General features: G+C 72.0%; 25 protein-coding genes, 1 rRNA gene and 2 pseudogenes. 6 read left to right on the top strand and 22 right to left on the bottom strand.

Annotated elements, in window-relative coordinates:
• A 16S ribosomal RNA gene (locus BM339_RS45985) occupies positions 1–108 on the bottom strand; the annotation flags it as partial.
• Positions 109–770: 662 nt separating this feature from the next.
• On the opposite strand from BM339_RS45985, the gene BM339_RS45980 reads away from it, so the two are divergent.
• The 3 genes from BM339_RS45980 (at position 771) to BM339_RS52180 (ending at position 1,767) form a co-directional block, all read left to right on the top strand.
• The gene (locus BM339_RS45980) at positions 771–1,058 is read left to right on the top strand and encodes a CD225/dispanin family protein (RefSeq protein WP_021598272.1); all 288 of its coding nucleotides are present in this window, start codon (positions 771–773) and stop codon (positions 1,056–1,058) included.
• Positions 1,059–1,060: 2 nt separating this feature from the next.
• Entirely contained in the window at positions 1,061–1,546 is a 486-nt protein-coding gene (locus BM339_RS45975; protein ID WP_256255866.1) for a DUF2752 domain-containing protein, read from the top strand.
• A gap of 92 nt (positions 1,547–1,638) precedes the next feature.
• Positions 1,639–1,767 (top strand): hypothetical protein, encoded by a 129-nt coding sequence (locus BM339_RS52180; RefSeq protein WP_256255865.1) that lies wholly within the window; start codon positions 1,639–1,641, stop codon positions 1,765–1,767.
• A gap of 799 nt (positions 1,768–2,566) precedes the next feature.
• Here the strand turns inward: BM339_RS52180 and BM339_RS52175 are convergent.
• A pseudogene (locus tag BM339_RS52175) lies at positions 2,567–2,976 on the bottom strand (transposase); the annotation flags it as partial.
• Between the two features lie 167 nt (positions 2,977–3,143).
• Here BM339_RS52175 and BM339_RS45960 point away from each other — a divergent pair.
• On the top strand, positions 3,144–3,395 hold the full coding sequence (locus BM339_RS45960) for a hypothetical protein (RefSeq protein ID WP_021598276.1): 252 nt from the start codon (positions 3,144–3,146) through the stop codon (positions 3,393–3,395).
• A gap of 37 nt (positions 3,396–3,432) precedes the next feature.
• Here the strand turns inward: BM339_RS45960 and BM339_RS45955 are convergent, their stop codons facing one another.
• The 15 genes and pseudogenes from BM339_RS45955 to BM339_RS45885 all read right to left on the bottom strand — a co-directional run bounded on the left by BM339_RS45955 (position 3,433) and on the right by BM339_RS45885 (position 18,954).
• Entirely contained in the window at positions 3,433–3,987 is a 555-nt protein-coding gene (locus tag BM339_RS45955) for a hypothetical protein (RefSeq protein ID WP_075024938.1), read from the bottom strand.
• 328 nt (positions 3,988–4,315) lie between these two features.
• Entirely contained in the window at positions 4,316–5,149 is an 834-nt protein-coding gene (locus tag BM339_RS45950) for a crotonase/enoyl-CoA hydratase family protein (RefSeq protein WP_075024937.1), read from the bottom strand.
• Between the two features lie 44 nt (positions 5,150–5,193).
• On the bottom strand, positions 5,194–5,685 hold the full coding sequence (locus BM339_RS45945) for a metallophosphoesterase family protein (RefSeq protein WP_024936404.1): 492 nt from the start codon (positions 5,683–5,685) through the stop codon (positions 5,194–5,196).
• A gap of 5 nt (positions 5,686–5,690) precedes the next feature.
• Positions 5,691–6,518, bottom strand: coding sequence for an NAD-dependent epimerase/dehydratase family protein (locus tag BM339_RS45940; protein ID WP_075024936.1), 828 nt, complete (start codon positions 6,516–6,518; stop codon positions 5,691–5,693).
• A gap of 353 nt (positions 6,519–6,871) precedes the next feature.
• Positions 6,872–7,579 carry a hypothetical protein gene (locus BM339_RS45935; RefSeq protein ID WP_021598280.1) on the bottom strand — a complete coding sequence of 236 codons (708 nt, stop codon included), beginning with the start codon at positions 7,577–7,579 and terminating at the stop codon, positions 6,872–6,874.
• Positions 7,580–7,814: 235 nt separating this feature from the next.
• Entirely contained in the window at positions 7,815–8,621 is an 807-nt protein-coding gene (locus BM339_RS45930; protein ID WP_075024935.1) for a hypothetical protein, read from the bottom strand.
• Between the two features lie 34 nt (positions 8,622–8,655).
• Entirely contained in the window at positions 8,656–9,714 is a 1,059-nt protein-coding gene (locus tag BM339_RS45925) for a 2-hydroxyacid dehydrogenase (protein ID WP_075024934.1), read from the bottom strand.
• Entirely contained in the window at positions 9,715–10,323 is a 609-nt protein-coding gene (locus tag BM339_RS45920; RefSeq protein ID WP_021598284.1) for a histidine phosphatase family protein, read from the bottom strand.
• Entirely contained in the window at positions 10,320–11,801 is a 1,482-nt protein-coding gene (locus tag BM339_RS45915) for an FGGY-family carbohydrate kinase (RefSeq protein ID WP_075024933.1), read from the bottom strand. Before BM339_RS45915 ends, BM339_RS45920 begins: the two co-directional genes overlap by 4 nt.
• On the bottom strand, positions 11,798–13,345 hold the full coding sequence (locus BM339_RS45910) for an FGGY-family carbohydrate kinase (protein ID WP_075024932.1): 1,548 nt from the start codon (positions 13,343–13,345) through the stop codon (positions 11,798–11,800). Before BM339_RS45910 ends, BM339_RS45915 begins: the two co-directional genes overlap by 4 nt.
• A gap of 39 nt (positions 13,346–13,384) precedes the next feature.
• Positions 13,385–14,629, bottom strand: coding sequence for a sugar ABC transporter permease (locus BM339_RS45905; protein ID WP_218163943.1), 1,245 nt, complete (start codon positions 14,627–14,629; stop codon positions 13,385–13,387).
• A 370-nt stretch (positions 14,630–14,999) separates the two neighbouring features.
• A pseudogene (locus tag BM339_RS45900) lies at positions 15,000–15,800 on the bottom strand (ATP-binding cassette domain-containing protein); the annotation flags it as partial.
• 20 nt (positions 15,801–15,820) lie between these two features.
• Positions 15,821–16,897, bottom strand: a complete 1,077-nt coding sequence (locus tag BM339_RS45895; RefSeq protein ID WP_177287935.1) for an ABC transporter substrate-binding protein — start codon at positions 16,895–16,897, stop codon at positions 15,821–15,823.
• Positions 16,898–17,064: 167 nt separating this feature from the next.
• Entirely contained in the window at positions 17,065–17,856 is a 792-nt protein-coding gene (locus BM339_RS45890) for a DeoR/GlpR family DNA-binding transcription regulator (protein WP_075024931.1), read from the bottom strand.
• A gap of 111 nt (positions 17,857–17,967) precedes the next feature.
• Complete coding sequence (locus tag BM339_RS45885; RefSeq protein ID WP_075024930.1) at positions 17,968–18,954, bottom strand: glutathione S-transferase C-terminal domain-containing protein; 987 nt, start codon at positions 18,952–18,954, stop codon at positions 17,968–17,970.
• 184 nt (positions 18,955–19,138) lie between these two features.
• Here BM339_RS45885 and BM339_RS45880 point away from each other — a divergent pair, with 184 nt between their 5' ends.
• On the top strand, positions 19,139–19,645 hold the full coding sequence (locus BM339_RS45880; protein WP_075024929.1) for a flavin reductase family protein: 507 nt from the start codon (positions 19,139–19,141) through the stop codon (positions 19,643–19,645).
• 53 nt (positions 19,646–19,698) lie between these two features.
• Here BM339_RS45880 and BM339_RS45875 read toward each other — a convergent pair whose 3' ends face one another.
• The 4 genes from BM339_RS45875 to BM339_RS45860 are packed head-to-tail and all read right to left on the bottom strand — an operon-like array spanning position 19,699 to position 22,663.
• A complete protein-coding gene (locus tag BM339_RS45875; protein WP_075024941.1) occupies positions 19,699–20,211 on the bottom strand; it encodes an NADPH-dependent FMN reductase in 513 nt (170 codons plus the stop codon).
• A complete protein-coding gene (locus tag BM339_RS45870) occupies positions 20,208–20,600 on the bottom strand; it encodes a rhodanese-like domain-containing protein (RefSeq protein ID WP_021597100.1) in 393 nt (130 codons plus the stop codon). Before BM339_RS45870 ends, BM339_RS45875 begins: the two co-directional genes overlap by 4 nt.
• Positions 20,601–20,650: 50 nt before the next feature.
• Positions 20,651–21,526 carry a Gfo/Idh/MocA family protein gene (locus tag BM339_RS45865; protein WP_075024928.1) on the bottom strand — a complete coding sequence of 292 codons (876 nt, stop codon included), beginning with the start codon at positions 21,524–21,526 and terminating at the stop codon, positions 20,651–20,653.
• 18 nt (positions 21,527–21,544) lie between these two features.
• Entirely contained in the window at positions 21,545–22,663 is a 1,119-nt protein-coding gene (locus BM339_RS45860) for an epoxide hydrolase family protein (RefSeq protein ID WP_075024927.1), read from the bottom strand.
• A 61-nt stretch (positions 22,664–22,724) separates the two neighbouring features.
• On the opposite strand from BM339_RS45860, the gene BM339_RS45855 reads away from it, so the two are divergent.
• Positions 22,725–23,678 carry a helix-turn-helix transcriptional regulator gene (locus BM339_RS45855; RefSeq protein ID WP_075024926.1) on the top strand — a complete coding sequence of 318 codons (954 nt, stop codon included), beginning with the start codon at positions 22,725–22,727 and terminating at the stop codon, positions 23,676–23,678.
• On the opposite strand, the gene BM339_RS45850 is transcribed toward BM339_RS45855, so the two are convergent.
• Positions 23,659–24,114, bottom strand: coding sequence for a DUF732 domain-containing protein (locus BM339_RS45850; RefSeq protein ID WP_021597096.1), 456 nt, complete (start codon positions 24,112–24,114; stop codon positions 23,659–23,661). The two genes, BM339_RS45855 and BM339_RS45850, sit on opposite strands and share 20 nt — an antisense overlap.
• Positions 24,115–24,208 lie beyond the last annotated feature (94 nt).

Raw genomic sequence — 24,208 nt, 5'->3', positions numbered from 1 at the left:
TCACCCGTTCGCCGCTCGAGTACCCCCGAAGGGGCCTTTCCGCTCGACTTGCATGTGTTAAGCACGCCGCCAGCGTTCGTCCTGAGCCAGGATCAAACTCTCCATTAAGGCCTAACGACCAACCAAGGCGCGAACCCCAGCCGGCCAAACCTCGAAGAAAATCCCAGCAAACACAAAACCCCAAGGGTCTGTGCGTTGCCTCAAAGAAATCCCAGACCATCACCACAAAAGATGACGGTCACGGGGCGGTCCAGCCACAACAGGCCGAACCGATAAAGGCACTGGCTTTTAACACGCTGTTGAGTTCTCAAGAAACGGACACCCACCGCGCTGGATTCGCTTTCGCGTTTCCCGCTCCGGGGCGACTCGTCTTACTTTATCGGATTCTTCCGGGCTGTCAATTTCCCGGCTTCTCCGATACGCCTTTCCGTTGCCGCTTGCGCGGCGCCTTCCGGGCGGTGGAGCTATTTCATCAGATCCGGCCCGATTGTCAAAACGAGCCTTTTCTGACCCAACACAACACAGCAGACACGGCAAGACCGCGTCGGCTGATCGAGTGGTGGTTTCCCCGTTGTTCGGCCGGCCGCCATGTGGGCGTCCTGCATCCGTGTGGGGACGAGGGGTTAACTTACGTGATCGACGCGCCGTCGTCAACTCGACGCCGATTCGGCGTGACCTGGCAGGATCTTCGTGTTTGAGTGGGAACCCGGCGTACCTGATCGCCATCTATCTACTTGAGTCAACCCAGCCCAAGTACCGGAGGACCGAACATGGCCTACCCGCCCGCGCCCCCGCCCGGCCCCGCCCACAGTGCCGGACCGCCCCCGAACCACCTCCCGTGGGCGATCGCGACCACGATCCTCTGCTGCCTGCCCGCCGGGATCGTGTCCATCGTCTTCGCCGCCCAGGTCAACTCGAAGTGGATGTCGGGCGATCAAGCGGGCGCGTACAAGGCGTCGAACAACGCGAAGACGTGGGCGATCGTGTCCGCGGTGCTGGGCGTGATCGTCGGCGTCATCTACTTCTTCATCGCGATGGCGAGTTCCAGCAGCACCTGACCATGACCGCCGAGCAGCGGCCCGCCCTGCGCACGCCGGGCGGGCCGATCCCTGAGCAGTCGGGCGGCAGCCGTGACCGGACACCGGTCGCGGCCGCCGTCCGGCTGCTTCAGCCTGGCGGTGTGCTGTTTCTCACCGTCGCGGCCGTCTCCCTTGTCGCCGTCGTCGATCCGAACGAGGAAGGGCACTACCCGACCTGCCCGTTCCTCTCACTGACCGGGTTCCAGTGCCCTGGGTGCGGTTCGATGCGCACTGTCCACGCGCTGGCGCACGGCCGGGTCCAAGAGGCATTCGCCTTGAACGTCCTGACCGTGGTGATGCTGCCGCTCCTCGCGTTCTTCTGGCTGAGGTGGGCGCGAGCCCGCACCCTCGATCGGCCGGCGCGCACGAAGGCGGGTCACCCGGCCCTGATCTGGCTCCTGTTCGGAGCGATCGTCGTCTTCTGGGTGGTCAGAAACCTCCCGTTCGGCGCGTTCCTGGCCGCATGACTCGTGGAGCGAAATCCCCAAGGTCACCCTCGTAGGCCAGCAATGCATGCTGACCGAGGCCACGGACCGCATCCCGCCAAAGCTCGCCCGACATGGGCAGGCGGACGCATGTCGACCGTCGACGGCACATCGAACTGTCGGACGGCAGCCTCTCGATCGCGACGCTGGTCTGGAACGCAGAGAGTCAGACCCCGGTCGTCCCGCAGAGCGACCTGCCCTGACAAGCACGACCGAGTGAAGGTCGCCGGATACCTCACCGTCGACGGCCACGAGTGACAGCGATCGTCGTCCGACACACCGTCCGTAGATCTCCATGGCTCGCCCTCGGCTCGAATATCGGCGTCCCGCTCGCCGAACCTCGCGACTGGGTGTTGCGCTCGCCGCTCGCGATCTGGACGTCTGCCAGGTGTGGGCGGTGCCCTTCGGTGGACGTTCCCCAAGCAAGCCGACACCGTCGCGGACGTCGGCAGCGCTAGCTCACGATCGACCGCCGCCCACGGCCCACGCAGCCGCCGAACCGGCCTGGGCGTCCGCCACGACGGCGGACCGACGGCGGTGAGCGCGCAGCCGCCCAGCGCAGCTCGGCCCATCCCATCTGCGGCAGCACCCGCCACGCCCGCCACCTCGCCGACGCGGTCCCAATCGGGAGGATCAGCCCTGCAGCCCGCGGCCCCCGCGGGACACCAAACGACAACCATCGGCAACCTCTCTGGGTGAGCCGGACGGCCAACGCGACACAGACCGTACACAGACAGCCACGCCATTGCGTTCGGCCGCCATCGGCAGCCTCCGGAGGCAAGCGGAAAAGTCCGCGCGACGTACAACGCACCGAGGCGGGACGGCCACACCACCTAGCCGGACCACCACCGACACCCAACGACCCAGCAGACGACGAACCAGACTCAGTAAGCGGAAACCGCCCGCGGCCTCCGAAGACGAGACGGCCACCCACCGCGCTTGGCCTCTCGCGGCGCCTAGCGACACAGCCAGCGACGAACCCAGTAGAACGTCATCTTGTTTGGTGAGTCGGTGGTGGCAGATCAGCGCGACGGCGACGAAGGCCATGAAGGGCTCGGGCTGGTGTTCGTAGCGGCGGTGTAGGCGGCGGCAGCCGCTCAGCCAGCACACCGTGCGTTCCACGACCCAGCGGTGCCGTCCCAGCCGTTGGAGGGCTCGGCGGGCGACGTGCGGGCGCCCAGCTCGTCCTGACACCGGCTGGTGACCCTTGGCCCACGCCCGCGCGGCGCCCCACTCGGTGAAACGTCGGTGCGCGGTGGGACTCGACGGCCCGAACACCGGCGGCATCTGCTGCCAGGTGCAGACGGTGGTGGCCACAAAGGTGATCGCCCCAGCACCTCACGATCCCCGTACCGGCGCCCTGCGGCTCGGAGCGGGCGGCACCACCTGCTAGAACACTCCCACAACTCCAGTGGCGTCTAACAACGAGGGTGGCTGGCCTTGGACGGGTGAGGGCGTGCGGGATATCGCGGTGCTGGTCGAGGGGGCTGGGGAGACAGCCCTGGACGGTTCCGCTCTCGCTTGTAAGCAAATGGCTCTATGTTGACATTCATTAGTTCGCAGCCATTGGGAGGCTCTGGTGCCAGCCAGCCTGAAGCGGATCCGCGAGACCATGGACGTCAAGCCCACTCCTCGGAACAAGGGTCTGACGCTTACGTTGAAGCTCACTGCCTACGACAACGGCATGCTGGAGCTCGACACAGTGCCATTGAACGATCACAAGAACGACGATGACGTCACCGGATGGTTGGCTGCGGCGGAGGTCATCACCGCGACACTCAACGAGTTTCACCGTCAGGTGGCGGCTCGGGCGGATAGTGCGGCCGGCTAGCCGAAGGTCAGCGAGATGGCAACTGTGCTGCTCGTGGTCAGCGAAGTGTGGATGGTCTGCGCGGCGGCGGTGAGAGAGCCCAGGCCGGTGGTTGGACGCCTTGAATTGTCATTGCTGGATTGATCAGGTATAGGCGATAGACCAAGTCCCGAAAGTCTTCGCTGACGCTTCCAAAAGCGGGGTTACGGTACCTGCGATGTGGATCGAGAAGGTAGGTCGCTTGCCACATCCGGAGCCCTCCGCCGTTCCAGCGGACCCGTGCGAAGCCGAATCCCCCGCGGGCGTGCGCGGGGACGCTGATCTCGTTGATGCGCCGCACATCGACAACGATGCGCCGCCCCAGGGTGGTGATGGTCAGCCCACCATCGCCCGTCAACACCACTTTCTGCGCGAGGAAGAAGTTCGTGACAAGGACCGTCGCAACGGTGACCGCCGGGAGGGCCACGTAGGACAGACGCCCTGCTTGCACGGCCCACCCATACAGCGGAGAGAAGGCCAACGCCACCAGAACCCCGGGGATCCAACGGATTCCCACCGGCAGGTGTGACCGATAGTGCAGAGAAGTCCGGTACATGTCGTCACTCTGCGCCATCGGCCCCGGCTCCACCGTGTTCGATTATCACCCCGACCTTCAGTGTTACATTCCAGAATCCCTTCGCCAAGAGGCATGGTGATCGGAGACGACCGGCGTCCCCAGTGTCCTCGGCGCTTGCCCGTGCGTACGGTCCGGCCATGGCAGAAGAGTCCTCGATCACCCCTGTGCGGGGGGCGCGTCCGAGCAGGCACCGGATCTGCTTCCCCCGCAGCACGGTGGCCGTTGACGCAGCGGTCCGCCTTGCGCGAGGGTCAGGCCGTCGCTTGGTCGCTGGCGCTGACCCGGTGATGCGGCCGCTTGTCAACGAGTGGGGGCGGGCGGTGGTTCAGGTGGGGTCGGTGAAGGTGGGTGGGCGCTTTTCGAAGTAGGCGTGGACGGCCTCTACCTGGTTGGGGGTGCCGCGCAGGGCGCCTAGCGTGCGGGATTCTTCTAGGTACTGGCCGGCCAGGTCGACGTCGCCGGCGCGGTTGAGGAGGCGTTTGGCGCCGCGGACGGCGTCGGGGCTGTTTCCGGCGATCTCGCGGGCCAGCTCGGTCGCCGCGGTGTGCGGGTCGTCGGCGGTGCGGGTGGCCAGGCCGATCCGGGCGGCCTCCTCGCCGGAGACCATCCGGCCGGTGAAGGTGAGCTCCTTCGCGACGTCCTCGCCGACGAGGCGGATCAGCGCGGCGGTGCCGGTCATGTCGGGCACCAGGCCCCAGCGGATCTCCAGGATCGACAGCTTCGCGTCCGGGGCGACGATGCGGATGTCGGCGCCGAGCGCGATCTGCAGGCCGCCGCCGAGGGCGTGGCCGTGCACGGCGGCGATGACGGGCTGCGGCAGCTCCCGCCAGACGTGGGCGGCCTGCTGGCCGAGGTTGGTGATGCGGCCCGGTTCGCGTGCCGTGATGTCCTGCGCCAGCCGCCTGAACCGCTCGCTGCCGCTGTCGGGGGCGCCGTCGCCGGCCATGGCGGCGAAGTTGGCGAAGTCCAGGCCGGCGCTGAAGGCGCGTCCCTCCCCTGAGAGGACGACGGCCCGCACGGACGGGTCGGCGGCGAGGGCGTCGCCGGTCTGGGCGAGCGCGTCGAACGTGGCCATGTCGAGGGCGTTGAGCTTGTCGGGCCGGTTGAGCCGCACGTCGGCGACTCCTTCATGGACGTTCACGGTGACGCGGTCTGTCATGCGGGACTCCTTCCGTGTTGGCGCCCCGCCAGTCGAGGGCGGGATCAGGTTACGGGAACGATCCGGGCCCCGGTGAGCCGGCCGTCGTGGACGTCGAGGAGGCCGAGGGTGCCGTGCGGCTGGCGGCGCCGGTCGGTGGGCGACCCCGGGTTGAAGATGCGGACGCCGTCGCCGGTCTCGTCCAGCGGGATGTGGGAGTGGCCGAAGACGACCAGGTCGGCGTCCGGGAACCAGCGCCGCATCCGGGCCGTGCGGCCGCGGGCCTGGCCGCTGTCGTGGACCATCGCGACGGCGAGGCCGTCCAGGTCGAGTTCGAGGCGTTCGGGGGCGCCCCACGCGGCGACGTCCGGGCCGTCGTTGTTGCCGAGGACGGCGTGGACGGGCGCGTACTCGGCCAGCTCGTCGAGGACGGACGCGGTGCACACGTCTCCGGCGTGCAGGATCACGTCCGCGTCCCGCAGATGCTCGGCCACCCTCGGCGGGCACGACTTCCAGCGCCGCGGTGCGTGGGTGTCGGAAATGGCCACCGCTCTCACACGTCTCATTGTCCCGCACGCAGCGATGGTCTCTGGATGCCGGCCCGCCACGACGGGTGCCGGGGTCGCCAGTCGAGGCGGCGGCGGGCGCGGCTGTTGTCGGCGCCGCGCAGCCCGTTCATGAACGCCGCGCTCCAGGAGCCTTTGGTGAGGCGGGCGAGGATAGCGGGGACGTGCTTGGGGGCGGGGGCGTCCAGCAGTGCGGCGTACTCCGGGAGGAACTCGCCCATGGTGACCGGTGTGTCGTCCACGACGTTGAGGACGCCGGTGACGTCCTTGTCGAGCGCGGCGACGACCGCGGTGGCGGCGTCGTCGGCGTGGGTGAACGAGAGGGTGGAGTGCCCGCCGCCCAGCAGGGGGACCTTGCGGGCGCGGACGCGGGCGGCGAAGGACCCGTCCGGCGCGAAGGGGGATCCGGGTCCGTAGAGATGGCCGTACCGCAGGACGAGTCCGCCGGCCTCGGCGGTGAGGCGTTCGAGTTCGATGAGGGCGTGCAGGACGGGCGCGAACCGCTTGGGCGTGCGGTCGGTCCAGAGCGGCGCGTCCTCGTCGGCCAGGCCGGTACCTGGTTGGTAGGCGTAGGCGAGGCTCTGGGCGAGGACGCGGGTTGCGCCTGCCCGCTGCGTCGTCTCGTAGAGGGTGCGGGTGCCCTCGGTGTGGAACCGCTGGGGGGCGGTCAGGAGGTTGACTACGGCGTCCGGCGCTGCCTTCGCCACGGCGACGGCACTCGCGGGCGGGCGCGCGAGGCAGGACACCTCGTGCCCGACGGCCTCCAGCAGGGGGACGAGCCTGCGTCCGATGACGCCGGTCGAGCCCACGACGAGAACACGCATGCCGGCTCCCTGGTCCGTCCCGGCCGTGCCGCCGGGAAACGACGGTTACGGGAACAGGACGGGCCAGGTGCCCGCGGTGTGACGTCGCCGCGCCGGGGCCGGGTGATTTTGCCACGCCGGAATCCGGACACGAGTGGGAAACAACTGTAAGCGCGGTGTCATTACGCGGTGCTGACCAGCAGAGTTAGTCTCGGAGTTCCTCGCGTTCGTCCAAAAGGATTCCGGCCGTACGCCCCCGGTCGTTCCGACACGGCGACCCAGCACCGCGAGGGCACAGTGAGGGCGGCCGGGCCCCGAGGTGGATGACCACTCCCTTGCACCGGCCTCGGGGACCGGCCGCCGCTCCGCGTGCGCTACGAGGTCAGGTAGAGCTTGCGGTCGAAGACCCCGGAACCGGGCGTGCTCTCCCCGCGGGCGATGGCGGCGCCGCTGCCGGTGCCGTTGGACGGGCACAGCCCGCTGCTTCCCGACTGCCGCACGAGCGTGATGTTGTCAGAACGGCCCTGGGCGTCGTCCCGGTCGGGCAGCGGGCGGTTCGGGTTGTCGCGGTTGTAGACGTCGAAGACGAGCCCTTCGGTGTCACCCGTGCGGAATCCGTAATAGCAGGTGACGGTGAGTCCGAGGACCTTCCCCTCGATCTTGAACCGCAGGTCGCCGTTGATGGACAGGGTTCCGTCGCGTCCTCCGGAGACGGGGTCGTAGGCGACCTGGCCGCTGTTGTCGGGCAGGTCGCCGAGGTCGAGATCGGTCGGCGGGGAACTGAAGCCGTTGGACGTCTGGCAGGCGCCGATCGACGCGGCGGTCAGTTCGCCGGCGCCCGTGGGCACGACGGTTCCCTGCAGTTTCGCGCTCTCGCACGAGCCGGTCACCTTCGAGCCCAGGAAGTCGATGGAGAAGTCGAGCGTGCCGACGGTGGAGACCTGCCAGTTGCCGGTGTAGGGCGCTCCGGTGGCGTTCTCCTCACGGATCGTGGTGGTGGCGGCGGACGCGGCGGGGACGGCCAGCGCGAGCGCGGCGGACGCGGCGGCCAATGGCGCGGCCAGCTTGATGGGAGCCTTCACGGGGGTGCCTCCTCGGGGAGAGGGATTTGGTTTTTTCTACCCGAATGGCCACGGAAATCAAGACCCGATCAGCAGTATTACCCCAATTTATCGCGATCCGCTAAAACACCGGGTCCGACCACTAAGCACAACGTGATATCGCCCGCCGAAATTGGGCGTCCCGTGCGTAGATATCGGGAAGGCGCGCGGCCGAGGTGGGAGGTATGGACGGAACCCGGCCGCGCGCCTGGTCTGGTTAGCGGAACACCGGCTTCATGGCGTACACGCGGTTGGGCTTGTTGTAGCCGAAGAAGACGCGGGTGCCCCGCCCGGCGGGCGCGACGGCCAGGCCTTCGCTCTCCCCGGTCAGCGGGATCGTGATCGCGTCCAGGATCGTGCCGGCCCGGTCCAGCACCGTGATGGTGTTGTTGGTGTAGTAGAGGACCTTGTCCCCGGCCATCTCCAGCCCCTGCGGGACGCCCTGGTAGCCGAGGTCGAAGGTCGAGCGGACGTTGCCCTTGAGGTCGGTGAACGCGAACACGAACGGGCCCTGGTCGCCCGGCCCGGCGTGCACGAGCAGGCCGTCCCGCCGGTCGTCGACCGCGGCGAGGCCGGAGTTGCCGAGGGAGGAGAAGTCGATGGTGCGGACGATCTCCGGCTCGCCGCGCCAGTCCACGACGTTGACCTTCGTCGGGTTCGTGCCGCCGCCGGTGGCGACGTAGAGGAGGCCGTCCCGGTCGCGGATGCTGATCTCGGCGGCGTGCCCGACGGCGAGCGGCGCGCTCTCCTTGATCGTGTTGCCGTCGCGGTCGTACTCGCGGATGACGCCGTTGCCGCCGCCGACGTCGAAACCGACGTAGAAGCTGCCGCGGGCGTAGGCGAGGCCCTGCATGTTGTCGGTGTGGGGGACGTTGAAGAGCAGGTCGAAGGTGTAGGACGGTCCGGCGGCCGCGGCGGGGCGGGCGCCGGCCAGCAGGGCGGCTCCGGCGAGCGTGGCGGCGCCCGCGTAGCCGAGGACTCCGCGGCGGGTGAGAGCGACCTCGCCGAGTCCGGGTGTGCGCATTCGTGCCTCCTCGTGGTGGGGGTTTCGCGGGGCTCTAGGGGCGGGCCGACCGGGCGGCCTGCCGCACCTCGGGGTTGGCGCAGTGCAGGAGGGGCTCGCCGCGCAGGTGGCGGCCGACGTCCTCGGCGATGATGCGGGCGGCGTTGGCGGCGGTCTGCTTGCTGGCCCCGGCCAGGTGCGGCGTCACGATGATGTTCGGGGTGGTCAGCAGCCGCGACCCGGCCGGGATGGGCTCCTCGGGGAAGACGTCGAAGGCGGCGGCGAACAGGTGCCCGGACTCGGCGGCGTCGCAGACCGCCTCGTAGTCCAGCAGCGATCCGCGGGCGCAGTTGACGATGATGGAGCCCTGCGGCATGGCCGCGATCTGCGCGGCGCCGATCATCCCGGTGGTCTGCGGGGTGGCGCGGGCGTGCAGCGAGACGATCTGCGCCCGCGCCAGCAGCTCGTCCAGGGTCACTTGCTCGGCGATGCCGGACAGGTCGCCGAGGTCGTCCAGGTACGGGTCGTGGACGAGGACGCGGGCGCCGAGCGCGGCGAGCATCCGGGCGACGCGGCGGCCGACGGCGCCGCAGCCGACCAGGCCGGCCGTGCTGCCGCGGATCTCGACGCCGACGTCGTCGTAGCGGTAGTAGTCGCCGCGCCACTGCCCGGCGAGCAGGTCGGCGTGCGTCTGCGGGATGCGGCGCACCGCGGCGAGGATCAGGCCGAGGGTGTGCTCGGCGGTGGCGTCGGCGTTGCGTCCGGGCGCGAAGCAGACGGCGACGCCGTGCTCGGTGGCGGCCTCCAGGTTGGCGTTGACGGGTCCGCCGCGGCTGATGCCGAACAGCCGCAGGGCGGGCGAGGCCTCCAGGATGCGGCGGGTCAGCGGCGCCATCTGGGTGACGCAGACCTCGGCGCCGCGCAGCGCCTCGACGAGCTGCTCCTCGGTCCCGGACGCCTCGTCCACCTCGGCGACGCGCCCGAACGGCTCGACCGGCCACGGCAGCGTGACCTCCGAGAACTCCAGGTTCCCGGGCGCCTCGGCGCGCAGCGCCCCGATGAGCAGCTCGTTGCGGACGAAAAGGTCACCGGCCGCGAGCACGCGGGTACTCATTCATCGCTCCAGTGGGGTGTTGAACTCCAGGAGGGCGGCGTCGCCGTCCCGGAGCCGGATCTCGGTCAGTGCGCAGTTGCCCAGCGACGGGAACCGCCGCCGGTAGTCCTTGAGCGGCACCCCCAGCAGCCGGCAGAGCGCCAGCCGGATCGCCGTGGAATGCGCGACGACGAGGACGCGTCCGCCGGGCGTCCGGCGGGCGATGTCGTCCAGGCAGCCGGTGAAGCGGCGCGCGGCGGCCGCCGGGTCCTCGCCGCCGGGCAGGTGGCCGGCGACGGGATCGGCCAGGAACGCGCGCAGCGCGGCGGGGAACTTGCGCTCCATCTCGGCGCGGGTGAGGCCCTCGCCCTGGCCGAAGTCCAGCTCGCGCAGCCGTTCGTCGACGTGGAGCCGCCCGCCGATCGCCTCGGCGGACAGCGCGGCGGTGCGCCGGGCGCGGGTCAGGTCCGAGCACCACACCGCGTCGGGCCGCGCGTCGGCCGCCCATGCGGCGAGCTGACCGGCCTGCTCCATGCCGCGCGGGGTCAGCGCGACGTCGCTGGTCCCGGCGTACCGGTTCTCGGCGTGCCACTCGGTCTCCCCGTGCCGGACGAGGACGAGGCGCGTCATCGGGATGTCCTCTCGCGTGCGTGCCCGGCGGTCTCGGCGGGCAGCCAGCCGCGCCGTTCCAGCTCGCCGACCAGCCGCAGGTAGGGGGCGTCGAACACGCCGGCCCGGTCCGGGCGCGGGTCGATGACGGTCCGGACGGCGACCATCCGCCCGGCCGCCTCCGCGACGTCGCGGCCGGGCGCGGCGGCGAGGACGGCGGCGCCGAGCGCGGGCTCGGCCTGCCGGGGCAGCACGACCGGGCGCCCGAGGATGTCGGCGCGCAGCTGGCACCAGTAGTCGCTGCGCGCCGCGCCGCCCGTCAGCGTCAGGTCGCCGCCGGTGGGGGCGCCGAGCAGGTCGAGGTGGTCGAAGCAGAGCCGCTCCAGGTAGCCGACGCCCTGCAGGACGGCGGCGAAGTCGTCGGCCTCGTCGCCCGTCCCGCCGAGCCGGAACCCGCGGGCGTCCGGGGCGAGGAACGGGAACCGCTCCCCCGCCGGGACGAGCGGGTAGGCCAGCGCCGCCGCGGGCTCGTGGGCGGCGGCGCGCCGGTCCAGGTCGGCCAGGTCGCGGCCGGGGAATTCGCGGGCGATCGCGCCGGCGCCGGTGCTGGAGGCGCCGCCGGGCAGCCACCGCCCGTCCGGTGCCTTGTGGGAGTAGACGACGCCGAACGGATCGTGGACGAGGTCGTCGGTGACGCCCTTGAGGACGAGCGTCGTCCCGAGGACCGAGTTCCAGGAGCCGGCGGTGAGCCGTCCCGTGCCGAGCTGCGCGGCGCACCCGTCGGTGGCTCCCGCGATGACCGGGGTGCCCTCCGGGAGGCCGGTGGCCTCGGCGGCGGGGCCGCACACCGTCCCGAGGGGCGTCCCGGAGCGTTCCAGCGGCGGGAGCAGGTCGGCGGGGACGTCCAGGGCGTCGAACACGTCCCGCGGCCACGCCTCGGCGATGAGGTCGGCGCCCGTTTTCAGCGCGCTGCTGAGGTCCGCGGCCACCGGATGGCCGGTCAGCCGCCGGTTGACGAAGTCGGTCTGGTGGGCGAGCCGGGCTCCGCCGCGCGGGCGGCCGTCCAGGAGCCAGAGCAGCTTCGGCAGGGCCCAGGCGGGCTGCATGCGCTGGTAGCCGAGCCTCCGCCACACCTCACCGCCGGCGTCGTCGACCCGCGGCACGTATCCGGCGGCGCGCGTGTCGTCGTACATGAGCGCCGGGGTGAGGGGCCGTCCGCCGGTGTCGGTGAGGAGGATCGTCCCGGACGTGCCGTCGACGGCGACGCCCTGGACCGCCGCGGGCGGGACGTCCCGCAGGGCCTGCCGGCACGCGGCGGCCATGGCGGTCCACCAGTCCTCGGGGTCCTGCTCGTGCCGGGGGCCGTCCCGGTGCCCGGTCAGCGGACGGCTCCCGGAGCCGGCCACGGTCCCGGACTCGGTGACGGCCAGCGCGCGCACCCCCTGCGTCCCCAGGTCGACCCCGACCCACACGGCCTCCGCGTCGGGCACGGCGCTCACAGGCCCGCATCCTCCGGCCGGGCGTCCTCATCGGGCGGGCGGGGTGTCCCCGGGGCGGTGCGGGCGCGGGCGGCGGCGAGAGTGGGCCAGGCGCGGGCCGTCGCGGTGCGGACGGCCAGGAAGTCCTCGTACGCCTGCGCGTAGTGGGCGGCGCGGGCGGCGTCCGGGGTGTAGGAGTCGCCGGGGCGGATGTGGGCGTCGGCGGCCTCGCGCGCGTCGCGGGCCCGGCCGGTCGCGAGGAGGCCGACGATGAAGGCGCCGCGGGCACCGGACTCGGCGTCGGCGGACCGGACGACCGGGACGCCCGTGACGTCGGCCAGCATGCCCAGCCAGATCGGGCTCGCCGAGCCGCCGCCGCTCACCCGCAGCTCGGTGGGCCGGGTCTCGGCCGCGGTCAGGCAGTCGCGGACGACCAGGCTCAGTCCCTCCAGGACGGCGCGTGCCAGGTGCTCCCGCTCGTGGTCCACGGTGAGGCCGTGGAAGGCCCCGCGGGCCCGCGGGTCGAGGAACGGTGCGCGCTCCCCGGCGGGCGACAGGTACGGCAGGAAGACCAGGCCGCCCGCGCCCGGCGGGACCCGCACCGCCAGCTCGGCGAGGTCGGCGGGGGCAGTGAGGCCGAGGATCCGGCAGGCCCAGTCGACGACCTGCCCGCCGGCGAGCGTCGGGAAGGCCCGCAGGTAGCGGCCGGGCAGGCCCATCGCGACCGTGAGCCCGGACGGTTCGCCGGCGAGGCGGGGCCCGTCCACGACCATCTCCGTGCACAGCGTCGTGCCGAGGATCGTGCAGGCCTGGCCGGTGTCGACGGCGCCGGCGCCGATCGCGGTGGACGCGATGTCGTAGGGGGCGAGGACGACGGGAACGCCGGCCGGCAGGCCCAGCTCGGCCGCGGCGTCCGGGGTGAGCGGGGCGGTGCGCCGGTCGTCGCCGCGCAGGCCGGGAAGCAGGCGCCGGGCCCATTCCATGCCGTACAGGCGCAGCAGGTCGTCGCTGTAGCGGAGCGCGGTGATGTCCATGAACGGCGCGGACGCGTCCGAGCCGTCCACCGCGATCTCCCCGGTGAGGCGGGAGAAGATCCAGCCGCCGCAGGTCAGCGACGCCGCCGAGCGGGCGAGCCGGTCGGGGTCGTGCTCGCTCAGCCAGGTCAGGATCGCGTTCGGCAGGCCCGCGAAATGCAGCGAGCCGTTGACCCGGAACGCCTCCTCCAGCACCCCGGACGCCGCCCAGCGCTCGACGGCCGCGGCGGCGCGGCCGTCGTTCCACAGGATCGCCGGGCCGGTGGGGGCGCCGTCGCCGTCCACCAGCCAGCTTCCGTCGCCCTGCGCGGTGAGCGCGAGCAGGTCGGCGCCGGTGCCGGTCCGGGCGAGGACCTCGCGGACCGCGTCCGCGACGGCCCGCCAGACCTCCGCCATGTCCTGCTCGGCGTGGCCCGGCGCGGGCCTGGTCACCGCGGTGGGCCGCCGCGCGACGGCGAGCTCCGTCCCGTCCTCGGCGTACCCCACCGCCTTGATCATCGTGGTCCCGGCGTCGACGCAGACGACCGTCATCGGCTCCCCCGTCCGTTGCGTAGTGATCCCATCGTGCGGTCAGGCGCGCCCGTGCGTGGCGCGCGACCTGCGGGCCATCGAGTCCAGCGCCACGGCCAGCAGCAGGACGGCGCCGGTGACCATGAAGCGGTAGGACGAGTCGAGGTTCAGCAGCGTCAGCCCGCTGGAGATCGACTGGATGACCAGGATGCCGAGCAGCGCCGCGAACGCGTTGCCGCGCCCGCCGAACAGGCTCGTCCCGCCGATGACCGCCGCCGCGATCGCGTTCAGGTTGACGTCCCCGCCGCCGCTGCTCTGGTTGGCCGCCGCGAGCCGCGCCGCCGCGAGGATGCCGCCGATCGCGGCGAGCGCGGTGCACATGACGAACGCCGAGGTGTAGATCGTCTTCACGTTGATGCCCGCGCGGCGGGCCGCCTCGACGTTGCCGCCGACCGCGTACATCGACTTGCCGTACTTCGTCCTGGACAGGGCGTAGTGCGTCACCAGCACCAGCGCCAGGAAGAGGACGAACATCCACCCGACCCCGCGGTCCCGGTTCAGGTACCAGACCGCCACGCCGAGCCCGGCCAGCAGCACCGCCGCGCGGAGGATCAGCGTCCGCTCGGACGTCGCCGGCAGTCCCGCCCCGCGCCGCCGCGCGGCCCGGTTGTGGCCGGTCAGGTAGAGCGCGGCCGCCGCCACGACGACCAGCGTGTAGGCCAGCCACGGCGGGAGGAAGTCGAGCTGCGCGAACGTCACCATCCGCGAGTCGAACGGCAGGTTGATCGACCCCTTGGGGCCGAGGATCCACAGTTGCAGGCCGAGCCAGCCGAGCAGCCCGGCCAGGGTGATCACGAAGCTGGGCACGCCGAGCCGGTTGAACACCTGCGCGTAGAACCAGCCGAGCGCGACGGCCAGCACCACCGCGGCCAGGACCGCCAGCCAGGACGGCCAGCCGTGGTCGACGAACAGCACCGCGACCACGGCGGCGCTGAGCCCGCTGATCGACCCGACGGACAGGTCGATCTGCCCGACCAGCAGCATGAACACCACGCCGAGCGCGATCACGCCGACCGGCACGCACTCCAGCGCCAGGTTGACGAGGTTGGCGCTGGACAGGAAGACCGGGTTGAGGATCTGCATCACGGTCCAGATCACCACCAGCCCGGCGACGACCGGCGCCACGCCGAGGTCGCCGCCGCGGACCCGGTCGGCCATCGCCGCCAGCGCACCGCGCACGCCCCGGTCACCGGACGCGTCCGGCGGCCCGCCCTTCATCTCCGGCGGCGCCAGGAGATCACTCATCACCGGCTCCCTTCCTCACCCTGCCCCGCACGGCCCGCTCCCCCACCCCGACGTCACCGATCCCCGCACTCTCACCCGCCGCCTCCTGACCCCCCGCGCCTCCCCCAGGCTTCGTGCCTCCCCGGGCCTGCGCGCCGCCTCGGGCCACCGCGCCTCCTCGCGACGCCGCGCCTTCTTCAGGCGCCGCGTCCCCTTCGGGCGTCACGTCCTGTCCAGGCTCCGCGCCGCCTTCGGGCGCCGCGTCTCCTCGGGACGCCACGTCATCTCCGAGCGGCATGCCTCCTCCAGGCGCCGCGCCGCCTTCGGGCGTCGGGTCTCCTCCGGGGGTTGCGGCTTCTTGGGGAGTTGCGTTGTCGTCCGCGGCGGTGCTTTCCGTGGCGGTGGTGGCCTTGCCGGCGCGGCGGCTCACCACGTTGTCCGTGGCGCCGGTGATGGCGGCGACCAGTTCCTCGGCGGATGTCGTCCGGGCGTCGAACACGCCGTTGTTGCGGCCGAGGCGGAGCACGGCGACGGTGTCGGCGACGGCCGTCACGTCCGCCATGTTGTGGCTGATCATGATGACGCCGTGCCCGCGCTCCCTGAGCCGCTCGATCAGGTTGAGCACCTCGGCGGTCTGCGCGACGCCGAGCGCGGCGGTCGGCTCGTCCAGGATGATGACCTTCGGGTCGCCGAGCAGCGAGCGGGCGATCGCCACCGTCTGCCGCTGGCCGCCCGACAGCGCCGCGACCGGCACCCCCACCGAGGGGATCTTCGCCGAGAGCTGGGTCAGCAGCTCCCGGGAGCGGACCTCCATCGCGACGTCGTCCAGGCGCAGCGCCCGCAGCTCGCGGCCGAGGAACAGGTTCTCGATCACGTTGAGGTTCTCGCAGAGCGCGAGGTCCTGGAAGACGGTCGCGATCCCGAGCTGCTGCGCGGCGGCCGGGGTGGGGATGGTCACCTCCCGCGACTCGAAGGTGATGGTCCCCGCGTCCGGCGCGTGCACGCCGGACAGGACCTTCACGAGGGTGGACTTCCCGGCCCCGTTGTCGCCGACGAGGGCGACGACCTCGCCGGCGGCGACGTCGAGGTCGACTCCGGTGAGCGCGGCGACCGCGCCGAACGACTTGCTCACGCCGCGCAGCGACAGCAGGGTGCCCGCCGCGCCGGCCGGTGGAGTGGGCGATGGTGACATGACGAACCTTCGGGAGATCTCTACTGGAGGCCGAGCTTCGCGCAGGCCGCCGCGTACTCGGCGGTGCAGACCTTGTCGGTCTTGAGGGCACCGTCCGGGCCGAGCAGGACCTTGCCGATGTTGTCCTTGGTGACGACGGTCGGCGTGAACAGCTCCGACGGGGTGCCGAACAGCGTCGTGTTGCCCTTGGGGGTCTCGCCCTGGACGAAGGCGTGGGCGGCCTTGGCCGCGGCCTCCGCGACGATCTTGATCGGCTTGGAGATGGTGTTGTACTGGTCGCCGGCGATGATCCGCTGCGCGGCGGCCAGCTCGGCGTCGTTGCCGGTGACCGGCGGGACGTCCACGCCGGCGGCCTTGAACGCGGCGATCGCGCCGCCGCCCGTGCCGTCGTTCGCCGCGACGACGCCGGCGATCTGCCCGCGGTACTTGCTGATCTGGCCGCTGACCCACGCCTGGGCCTTCGCGGGCTCCCAGCCGGGGGTGTCGTACTCGGCGAGCAGCTTGAACCCGCTCGGGTCGACGGCGCTGTGGATGCCCTTCTTGATCAGGTTGGCGGCGGCGTCCGTCGGGGAGCCGTTGACCTCCAGGATGCCGCCCTCGGCCTTCTCCTTCTTCAGGTGGTCGACCAGCGACCGGCCGATCAGCGCGCCGATCTTCTCGTTGTCGAACGAGACGTAGTAGTCGGCCTTGGCCGCCGGGATGGGGCGGTCGTAGGCGATCACCTTGACGTCGCGGGACTGCGCCATCCGGACGATCGAGGCCGCCGCGGCGGAGTCGACCGGGTCGATGACGATCACCTTGGCGCCCTGGGCGAGCACCGAGCTCGCCTGCTGCTGCTGCTTGGACGCGTCGGCGCCGGCGTTCTGGTACAGCACCGTGCAGCCGCCGCACAGCTCCTTGGTCTTCGCCTTGAACAGGGGGGCGTCGTACAGCTCGTAGCGGGTCGAGGCGATGTCCGGCATGAGGAACGCGATCTTGGCGTTCTTCGCGTCGCCGCCGCCGGATCCCGGGCTCTTGGACGAGCACGCCGCCATCGGGGCGAGCACGGCGAGCGCCGCGGCCGTCGCGGCCGCCGTCCTGAGGGAGTGCTTCTTCACTGAGTTCTCCTCGGTGTACGCCCGTGAAGAAGGGCGGGGAGCCGATGCGGCGGCCGTGTGACCGGGGCCACCGGCCGTCGCGGTGAGAACGTAACACTAGAAACGTTAGAACTGTCAACACTCGGACGTTAAGTAACTTGGTCTTGGGTGTTAGTTCTAACGCCCGGTCAGCGGCGCGAGCGGGCGGCGACCGCGTACTCCACCTGGCGGTTCGCGAGGTCCCCGAGCGCGGCGGGCGAGGCACCGTCGTCCACGATCACGCGGTCGAAGGCGGAGAGCGGGGCCACCCGGTGGAGCGCGGTGCGGCCCAGCTTCGTGTGGTCCAGCAGCAGGACGCTGCGCACGGCGCTGCGCAGCATGGCCCGCTTCACCCCGACGACCCGCTGCTCCTGGTGGCAGACGTCGCCGCCCGACACCGCCGACGCCGACACGAAGCACAGGTCTGCCCGCAGGGACTCGATCATCTCCACGCACGAGACGCCCATGAACGAGTTGTGCAGGGGGTCGTGGTCGCCGCCGAGGGCGATCAGCCGGATGCCCTCCGCCGCGGCCAGCAGGTTGAGCCCGTCGAGGAAGTTGGTGACGATCGTCAGCGGGGCGAGGTCGCGGAGCCGCCGGCCGACGGCCAGGGCCGTCGTCGAGTCGTCGAGCATGACCGCCATGCCGGGTTCGACCAATTCCACGGCCGCCGCGGCGATGGCCTCCTTCTCCTCGCGCATCGACAAGGCCCGGTAGGCGACGCTGCTCTCGAAGACCCCCGACCGCAGGGCGGTGACCCCGCCGCGGTACTTGCGGACGACGCCCTGCCGTTCCAGCTCGTCCAGGTCACGGTGGATCGTCATGAGGCTGACGCCGAACCGCTCGGCGAACTCCGCCGCCGTCCCCGAGCCACGGGCGAGCACCGCCTCGGCGATCGCGTCCCGCCGCTCGGCGGGCGCCCGCCGATGCCGGTCGCTCATGCCCCGCTCCTCCGTCCGGACGGCGCTCGCGCGCGACGCCAGGGCAGAAAGTTAACATCATGAATGTTAAGACCTCAACTCCCCCGGTCATCGCCCGGCGGGTCTGAATGATCAGCGGGTGGGGTGCTCGCGGTCGTGCGGGGCGTCCCAGTCGGCCTCGTACGGCTCCACCTCGATGCGCAGCGGGCCGTCGTTGAGGAAGGGCGGCTTGTCCACGTGGAAGGCGGAGAAGTCGGTCGTGTCGCGGAAGGCGGGCCGCTGATAGAGGTCGCGGGCGTAGCCCCACAGGTTCGGGAAGTCGGTCAGCCCGCGCTCGCTGATCCGGCCGAGGGGGTTGTAGAGCAGGTCGAAGCGCGCCAGGGTCACCCACAGGCGGACGTCCGATTCGGTGATCGTGCCGCCGTGCAGGAATCGGCGGGAGTCGAGCCGCTCCTCCAGCAGCTCCAGCGCCGTGATGAGCCCTTCGCGGGCGTCCTCGTAGGCGTCCTGGGTGGTGGCCCCGGCGACCTTGTAGGTCCCGTCGTTGACGTGCTCGTAGATGTAGGCGTTCAGGTAGTCGATCTCGGGGCGGAGTTCGGGCGGGTAGAGGCGCACCGACGGATCGGCCCACTCGGTGAACGCCGCGCCGAGGTCGATCGTGATGTCGGGGAAGTGGTTGCTGACGATCCGTCCCGTCTCGCGGTCCCAGAGGACGGGCACCGACAGGTGGCCCGGGTAGCCGGGCTCGGTGGCCTCGTACGCCTCCTGCAGGAACCTGAAGCCGTTGACCGGGTCGGCGCCGCGCCGCTCGCGGAACGCCCAGCCGCGAGCGTCCCGCTCGTCGTCGACGTAGGAGAGGGAGACCACGTCGTCCAATCCGGTCAGGATGCGGACGATGGCGGTGCGCTGCGCCCAGGGGCAGACCCATGCCACGTACAGGTGGTAGCGGCCGGGCTCGGCGCGGAATCCGCTGGCCCCGTCGGACGTGATGCGGCCCTGGAATGGGTAGAGCGGCCGTTTCCATCCGTTCTTCACGTCGACTCGGCCCGGCCCGTAGGCACCATAGGCGCCCACGTCGGCGGGGCTCGCGTAGGCGGGCCCGGTCTTCGGCGTGGTCATGGCGTCCCCTCCAACTGATTACACACCTTCAAAGTAGGAAAACTAAATTTTGACGTCAACCGGGTGGCGGGACGGGGGGCGCGCGTGATCCACGTCACCTCGGGCAGGGGTGGCATCCGCGGCCCATTTCCTATCTAGTTGGTAGGTAATATCGAGTTATGGCCCGATCCGGAGGAACGACCTGATGACCGAGATCCTGCCGGCCCAGGCGGTGGACCCCGCACGGTTCCGCCGGGCCCTCGCCCTGCACGCGGCCGGCGTCGTCATCGTCACCGCCCGGTCCGGCGGCGCGCCGGCCGGCCTCACCGCCACGTCCTTCTCCTCGGTCAGCCTCGATCCGCCCCTCGTCTCGTTCTATGTCGACCGCGCCTCCACGACCTGGCCGGCCATCCGCGCCGCCGACCGCTTCGCGGTGAACATCCTGGCGGGCGACCAGGCCGCGCTGGCGTCGCGGTTCGCCCGGCGCGGCGTGGACCGGTTCACCGCGCCCACGGCCTGGCACGCGGGCGAGGACAGCGTCCCCCTGCTGGACGGCGTCTGCGCGCACCTGCACTGCGTCCCGCACACCGTGATGGACATCGGCGACCACATCCTCGTCGTCGGTCTCGTCACGCGCGCCGAGCCGAGGGACGACGATCGCCCGCTGCTCTACCAGCGCGGGCTCTTCGGCCACTTCCTCCCCCACTCCTGAGCCGCCGCGACGCCGAGGCCCCCGGATCCGGGACGGGCTCGGCGGGCGGGCCGTCAGCGGGCGGCGAGGAAGCCGGTGACCTGCGGGGCGATCCGGGCGATCCAGGCGCCGACCACCTCGTCGGCGTCCGGGATCTGGGACTCCAGCAGGGCCAGCCCCGGGGTCGGGACGTGCGCGCCCAGCTCGACCAGGAGCGGGCGCAGGTGCGTCTCCACGGCGAGGGAGTGCTTGGCGTCGCCCATGACCAGCAGCGGCAGGGCGGCCGTGGACGCGAGCGAGCCCGCGCCGAACCGGTCGAGGAACACCTTCAGCAGCCCGGTGTAGGTGGCCTTGTAGGTCGGGCTCGCCACCACCAGCACGTCCGCGCCGCCGACGGTGTCCAGCGCCTCCCGCACCTCGGGCGGCGGGTCGGCGCTGAGCAGGCCGGACGCCAGCGCCGACAGGTCGACGGTCCGTGCCCCGCCCGCCTTCTCGATCCGCTCCTGCACCGCCCGCACGGCCGTGTGCGCCACCCCGAGCGTGCGGGACCCGGGTCGCGGGTTGCCCACCAGCGCGACGACGCTCAACGGCCCGCTCCCCCGGTCGTCGGGAGGCCCGCCGCGCGCCACGCCTTGAACCCGCCGACGACGTCGGTCGCGCGGGCCAGGCCGAGGTCGTGCAGGGACGCGGCGGCGAGGCTGGAGGTGTAGCCCTCCGAGCAGAGCACGATGACGCGCAGGTCGTGGCCGGTGGCCTCCGGCAGGCGGGCGGCCGAGGACGGGTCGAACCGCCATTCCAGGACGTTGCGCTCGACGATCAGCGCGCCGGGCACCTCGCCCTCGTCGGCGCGCTGGGCCGACGGGCGGATGTCGACGAGGACCGCCCCGTCACGCGCCTCGGCGTGGGCCTGGTCGGGGTGGACGCGTTCCAGCCTGCCGCGGGCTTCGGCGAGGATCTCATCGATGGTGCGAGCCATGGGATCCAGGATGGCAGGCTATTTCCTATGAAGCCAATCGGGAATTTGCGCTAACCCGCCAGCTGGGCCTCGGCCGCGGCGAGGACCTCCTGGATCCGCAGGCCGTGCGCGGCGTCCAGCAGCGGGCTCGGCCCGCCGCGGACCGCCGCCGCGAACTCCGCCACCATCGTCGCGAACGCGTCGTCGCCGAGCTGCGACCAGTCGAGCTGCGCGTGCCCATTGCGCCCGTACACCTCGACACGTGCGGGCGGCAGTTCCCCGTGTCCCGCCATCGACACCGACGCCTGGCTGACAGCGCCGCCCTCGTGCTCCAGCGTCAGCCCGACCCAGCCGAGGGGGTCGCCGTGCGCGCGGACGCCGGCGACCCGGCCGAGCGAGGCGTCCAGCAGGTCGACGATGTGCGGGCCGAGGTCGAGCAGCGCGCCCTTCTCCAGCCGCCACGGGGTGGCGAAGGGCCCGCCGCTCAGCACGGAGGAGACGAACGACCCGTAGCCGCCGAACGGCTCCAGCTCCGCCGCGCGGGCGAGGAAGGCGCGGGCCGCCCGCGAGTAGCGCAGCGTGAAGACCATCTGCGAGACGACGCCCGCCTCGGCGATCGCGCCGGCGACCCGGCGGGCGCCGTCCAGGTCCATGGCGAGGGGCTTCTCCAGCAGGACGGCCTTGCCCGCCCGGACGGCCCGGGCGGCAAGGCCGGCCTGGACGTCCGGCGGGACGGAGAACGCGACGGCCTCGCAGGCGTCGAACAGCTCCTCGATCCGCGCGAACGAGGGCGCGCCGTGCTTGCCGGCCAGCTCGGCCGACGCCTCCGGACGCCGCGCCCACACGCCCGCGAGCCGGGTGGCCGGCCCCGCCGCCAGCGCGGGCGCGTGCACCATCCCGGCCCAGGGCCCCGCCCCGACCAGCCCCACCGCCACAGAATCGCTCATGGGGCAAACCTAGACGATCTACCCGCGGGTCAGTTCCCGGAAGAAGGCCCGGACGTCGGACACGAGCAGGTCCGGCTGCTCCAGCGCGGCGAAGTGGCCGCCGCGCTCGAACTCCGTCCAGCGGACGATCTTGTCGGTCCGCTCGGCCAGCGCCCGGACGGGCAGCGCGGCCTCGTGCGGGAAGACGGCCACCGCGGTCGGGACGGTCGAGGCCCCCTTGCCGCCCCAGGTGCGGGACGCCTCGTAGTAGAGCTGCGCCGAGGAGCCCCCGGTGTTGGTCAGCCAGTAGAGGGTGACGTTGGTCAGCAGCGCGTCGCGGTCGACGCCGTCCTCGGTCCATTCGGTGAACTTCTCGGCGATCCACGCGAGCTGCCCGGCCGGGGAGTCGGCGAGGCCGTAGGCGAGGGTCTGCGGGCGGGTCGACTGGATGGCCATGTAGCCGCCCATGTCGGATGTGAAGCGCTCCAGTCCCCCGAGCCGCTCCCGGTCGGCCTCGTCCAGCCCCTCCGGCGAGCCGAACGTGAGCAGGAAGTTCACGTGCACGCCGATCAGCCGCTCGGGCGCCACGTGGCCGAGCTCGCGGGAGATCCCCGACCCGTAGTCGCCGCCCTGGGCGCCGTAGCGGTGGTAGCCGAGGCGCTCCATCAGCACCGCCCACGCCTCGGCGATGCGGTGCAGGTCCCAGCCGGTGCCGGCGAGCGGCGAGGAGAACCCGAAGCCGGGGATCGAGGGGATGACGAGGTGGAACGCGTCCGCGGGGTCGCCGCCGTGGGCGCGCGGGTCGGTCAGCGGGCCGATGACGTCGAGGAACTCCACGACCGAGCCGGGCCAGCCGTGCGTGAGGATCAGCGGCGTCGCGTCCGGCTCGGGCGAGCGGACGTGCAGGAAGTGGATCCGCTGGCCGTCGATCTCGGTGACGAACTGGGGGTGCTCGTTGAGCCGCGCCTCGTGGACGCGCCAGTCGTAGCCGCCGGCCCAGTAATCGACCAGCTCGCGCAGGTGGTCCTCGGGGACGCCGCGCTCGGCGCCGGTGCCGGGGAGCCGGCCCGGCAGCCGGGTCCGGGCCAGCCGGTCGCGCAGGTCGTCCAGGTCGGCCTGCGGGATGTCGATGCGGAAGGGGCGGATGTCTTCGCTCATGACCCCAGCATTTCCCGCAATGCGGCAAGATCCTTGCAGCGATCGGGAGGAGAATCGGGACATGCTCGAAGCATCCGCCCGCCTGCTGCGCCTCCTGTCGCTCCTGCAGACCCGCGCGGACTGGACGGGCGCCGAACTCGCCGAGCGGCTGCAGGTCAGCGTCCGGACCGTCCGCTACGACATCGGCAAGCTGCGCGACCTCGGATATCCGGTGCACGCGGTGCCCGGAGCGGCCGGCGGCTACCGGCTCGGCGCGGGCGCCGCGCTGCCGCCGCTGCTGCTCGACGACGAGGAGGCCGTGGCCGTGGCGGTCAGCCTGCGCACCGCCGCCGGCGGCACCGTCGCCGGGATCGAGGAGACGAGCGTGCGGGCGCTCGCCAAGCTGGAGCAGGTCCTGCCGTCCCGGCTGCGGCGCCGCGTCGGCGCGCTGCACGACTACACGACGCGGCTGACGCCGGGCGGTCCGACCGTCTCGGCCGACGTCCTCGCCACGGTCGCCGCGGCCTGCCGCGACCACCGGCGGCTGCGGTTCGGCTACCGGAAGCACGACGGGAGCGAGACCGCCCGCGACGTCGAGCCGTACCGGCTCGTCCACACCGGCCGCCGCTGGTACCTGACCGCGTGGGACGTCGCCCGCGACGGCTGGCGGACGTTCCGCGTCGACCGGCTCACCCCCCGGACCCCCGAGGGCCCGCGGTTCACCCCGCGCGAGCCGCCTCCCGAGGACCTGGTGCCACGCGGGGTGGACGCCGCGCTGGCGCGCTTCCAGGCGCGCGTCACCGTCCACGCGCCGGCCGCGGAGATCTCGGCCCGGGTACCGGCGTCCGTCCTCGTCGAGCCGCTGGACGGCGGGCGCTGCGTGGTCCACGCGAGCGGCGACACCCCGCACCGGCTCGCGCTCAACGTCCTGATGCTCGACGCCGGGTTCGAGGTGGGCGGCCCGCCCGAGCTGCTGGACGCGCTGGAGCTGCTCGCCGGACGCTGCCGGCAGGGCGTCAGCAGCCGCCGTGCGTGATCATCCAGTCGTCCAGGAAGGTCTGGACGTGGTGGTCGTACAGCCCGCCGTCCGTCAGGTACTCGCGGGCGGACTCGTAGTCCTGGCCGCAGGTCGCGTTGCCGGCCTCGATCGCCCAGTCGTCCGGCGCCGTGATCCCGTCCGCGGCGATCATGGCCAGGAAGTTCTCGTCCGCGTCCCCGGTCACGGGCGGCTCCGCAGGCGGCTGCGGCCGCACGGTCCGGTGCTCGGTGATCGTGACGGTCGGCCGCGGCGCGGTCCGCGTCCGCTCCTGCTCCTGCGTGGGCGTGTTCGCCGGCGCCGAGGTGCCGGTCTCGGCGACCCGTCCGGCGTCGCGGGAGTCGTCCGGGTTCAGCTTGAAGAACGCGACGGCACCGCCGAGCACCAGGACCGCCGCCGTCAGCGCCGCTGCCGCCACGAGCATGATCTGCCTCATGTCGTCCCCTTGATGGGCAGCCGCGAGGGAGGATCAGGAACGGGTCTCACCCGTCCCTCGCGCCGGGCGGGGCCCACCTTCCAGCGTGGGCGTG

It is taken from the genome of Actinomadura madurae (assembly GCF_900115095.1).
Lineage (GTDB): Bacteria > Actinomycetota > Actinomycetes > Streptosporangiales > Streptosporangiaceae > Spirillospora > Spirillospora madurae.
This window is presented reverse-complemented; position numbering and strand designations above follow the sequence as displayed.

Bases quoted from the DNA above. Each gene is read 5' to 3' on its own strand.
- BM339_RS45980 (WP_021598272.1), top strand. From the start codon at position 771: ATGGCCTACCCGCCCGCGCCCCCGCCCGGCCCCGCCCACAGTGCCGGA.
- BM339_RS45975 (WP_256255866.1), top strand. From the start codon at position 1,061: ATGACCGCCGAGCAGCGGCCCGCCCTGCGCACGCCGGGCGGGCCGATC.
- BM339_RS52180 (WP_256255865.1), top strand. From the start codon at position 1,639: ATGGGCAGGCGGACGCATGTCGACCGTCGACGGCACATCGAACTGTCG.
- BM339_RS45955 (WP_075024938.1), bottom strand. From the start codon at position 3,987: ATGGCGCAGAGTGACGACATGTACCGGACTTCTCTGCACTATCGGTCA.
- BM339_RS45950 (WP_075024937.1), bottom strand. From the start codon at position 5,149: ATGACAGACCGCGTCACCGTGAACGTCCATGAAGGAGTCGCCGACGTG.
- BM339_RS45940 (WP_075024936.1), bottom strand. From the start codon at position 6,518: ATGCGTGTTCTCGTCGTGGGCTCGACCGGCGTCATCGGACGCAGGCTC.
- BM339_RS45930 (WP_075024935.1), bottom strand. From the start codon at position 8,621: ATGCGCACACCCGGACTCGGCGAGGTCGCTCTCACCCGCCGCGGAGTC.
- BM339_RS45925 (WP_075024934.1), bottom strand. From the start codon at position 9,714: ATGAGTACCCGCGTGCTCGCGGCCGGTGACCTTTTCGTCCGCAACGAG.
- BM339_RS45920 (WP_021598284.1), bottom strand. From the start codon at position 10,323: ATGACGCGCCTCGTCCTCGTCCGGCACGGGGAGACCGAGTGGCACGCC.
- BM339_RS45910 (WP_075024932.1), bottom strand. From the start codon at position 13,345: ATGACGGTCGTCTGCGTCGACGCCGGGACCACGATGATCAAGGCGGTG.
- BM339_RS45905 (WP_218163943.1), bottom strand. From the start codon at position 14,629: ATGAGTGATCTCCTGGCGCCGCCGGAGATGAAGGGCGGGCCGCCGGAC.
- BM339_RS45890 (WP_075024931.1), bottom strand. From the start codon at position 17,856: ATGAGCGACCGGCATCGGCGGGCGCCCGCCGAGCGGCGGGACGCGATC.
- BM339_RS45885 (WP_075024930.1), bottom strand. From the start codon at position 18,954: ATGACCACGCCGAAGACCGGGCCCGCCTACGCGAGCCCCGCCGACGTG.
- BM339_RS45880 (WP_075024929.1), top strand. From the start codon at position 19,139: ATGACCGAGATCCTGCCGGCCCAGGCGGTGGACCCCGCACGGTTCCGC.
- BM339_RS45870 (WP_021597100.1), bottom strand. From the start codon at position 20,600: ATGGCTCGCACCATCGATGAGATCCTCGCCGAAGCCCGCGGCAGGCTG.
- BM339_RS45865 (WP_075024928.1), bottom strand. From the start codon at position 21,526: ATGAGCGATTCTGTGGCGGTGGGGCTGGTCGGGGCGGGGCCCTGGGCC.
- BM339_RS45860 (WP_075024927.1), bottom strand. From the start codon at position 22,663: ATGAGCGAAGACATCCGCCCCTTCCGCATCGACATCCCGCAGGCCGAC.
- BM339_RS45855 (WP_075024926.1), top strand. From the start codon at position 22,725: ATGCTCGAAGCATCCGCCCGCCTGCTGCGCCTCCTGTCGCTCCTGCAG.
- BM339_RS45850 (WP_021597096.1), bottom strand. From the start codon at position 24,114: ATGAGGCAGATCATGCTCGTGGCGGCAGCGGCGCTGACGGCGGCGGTC.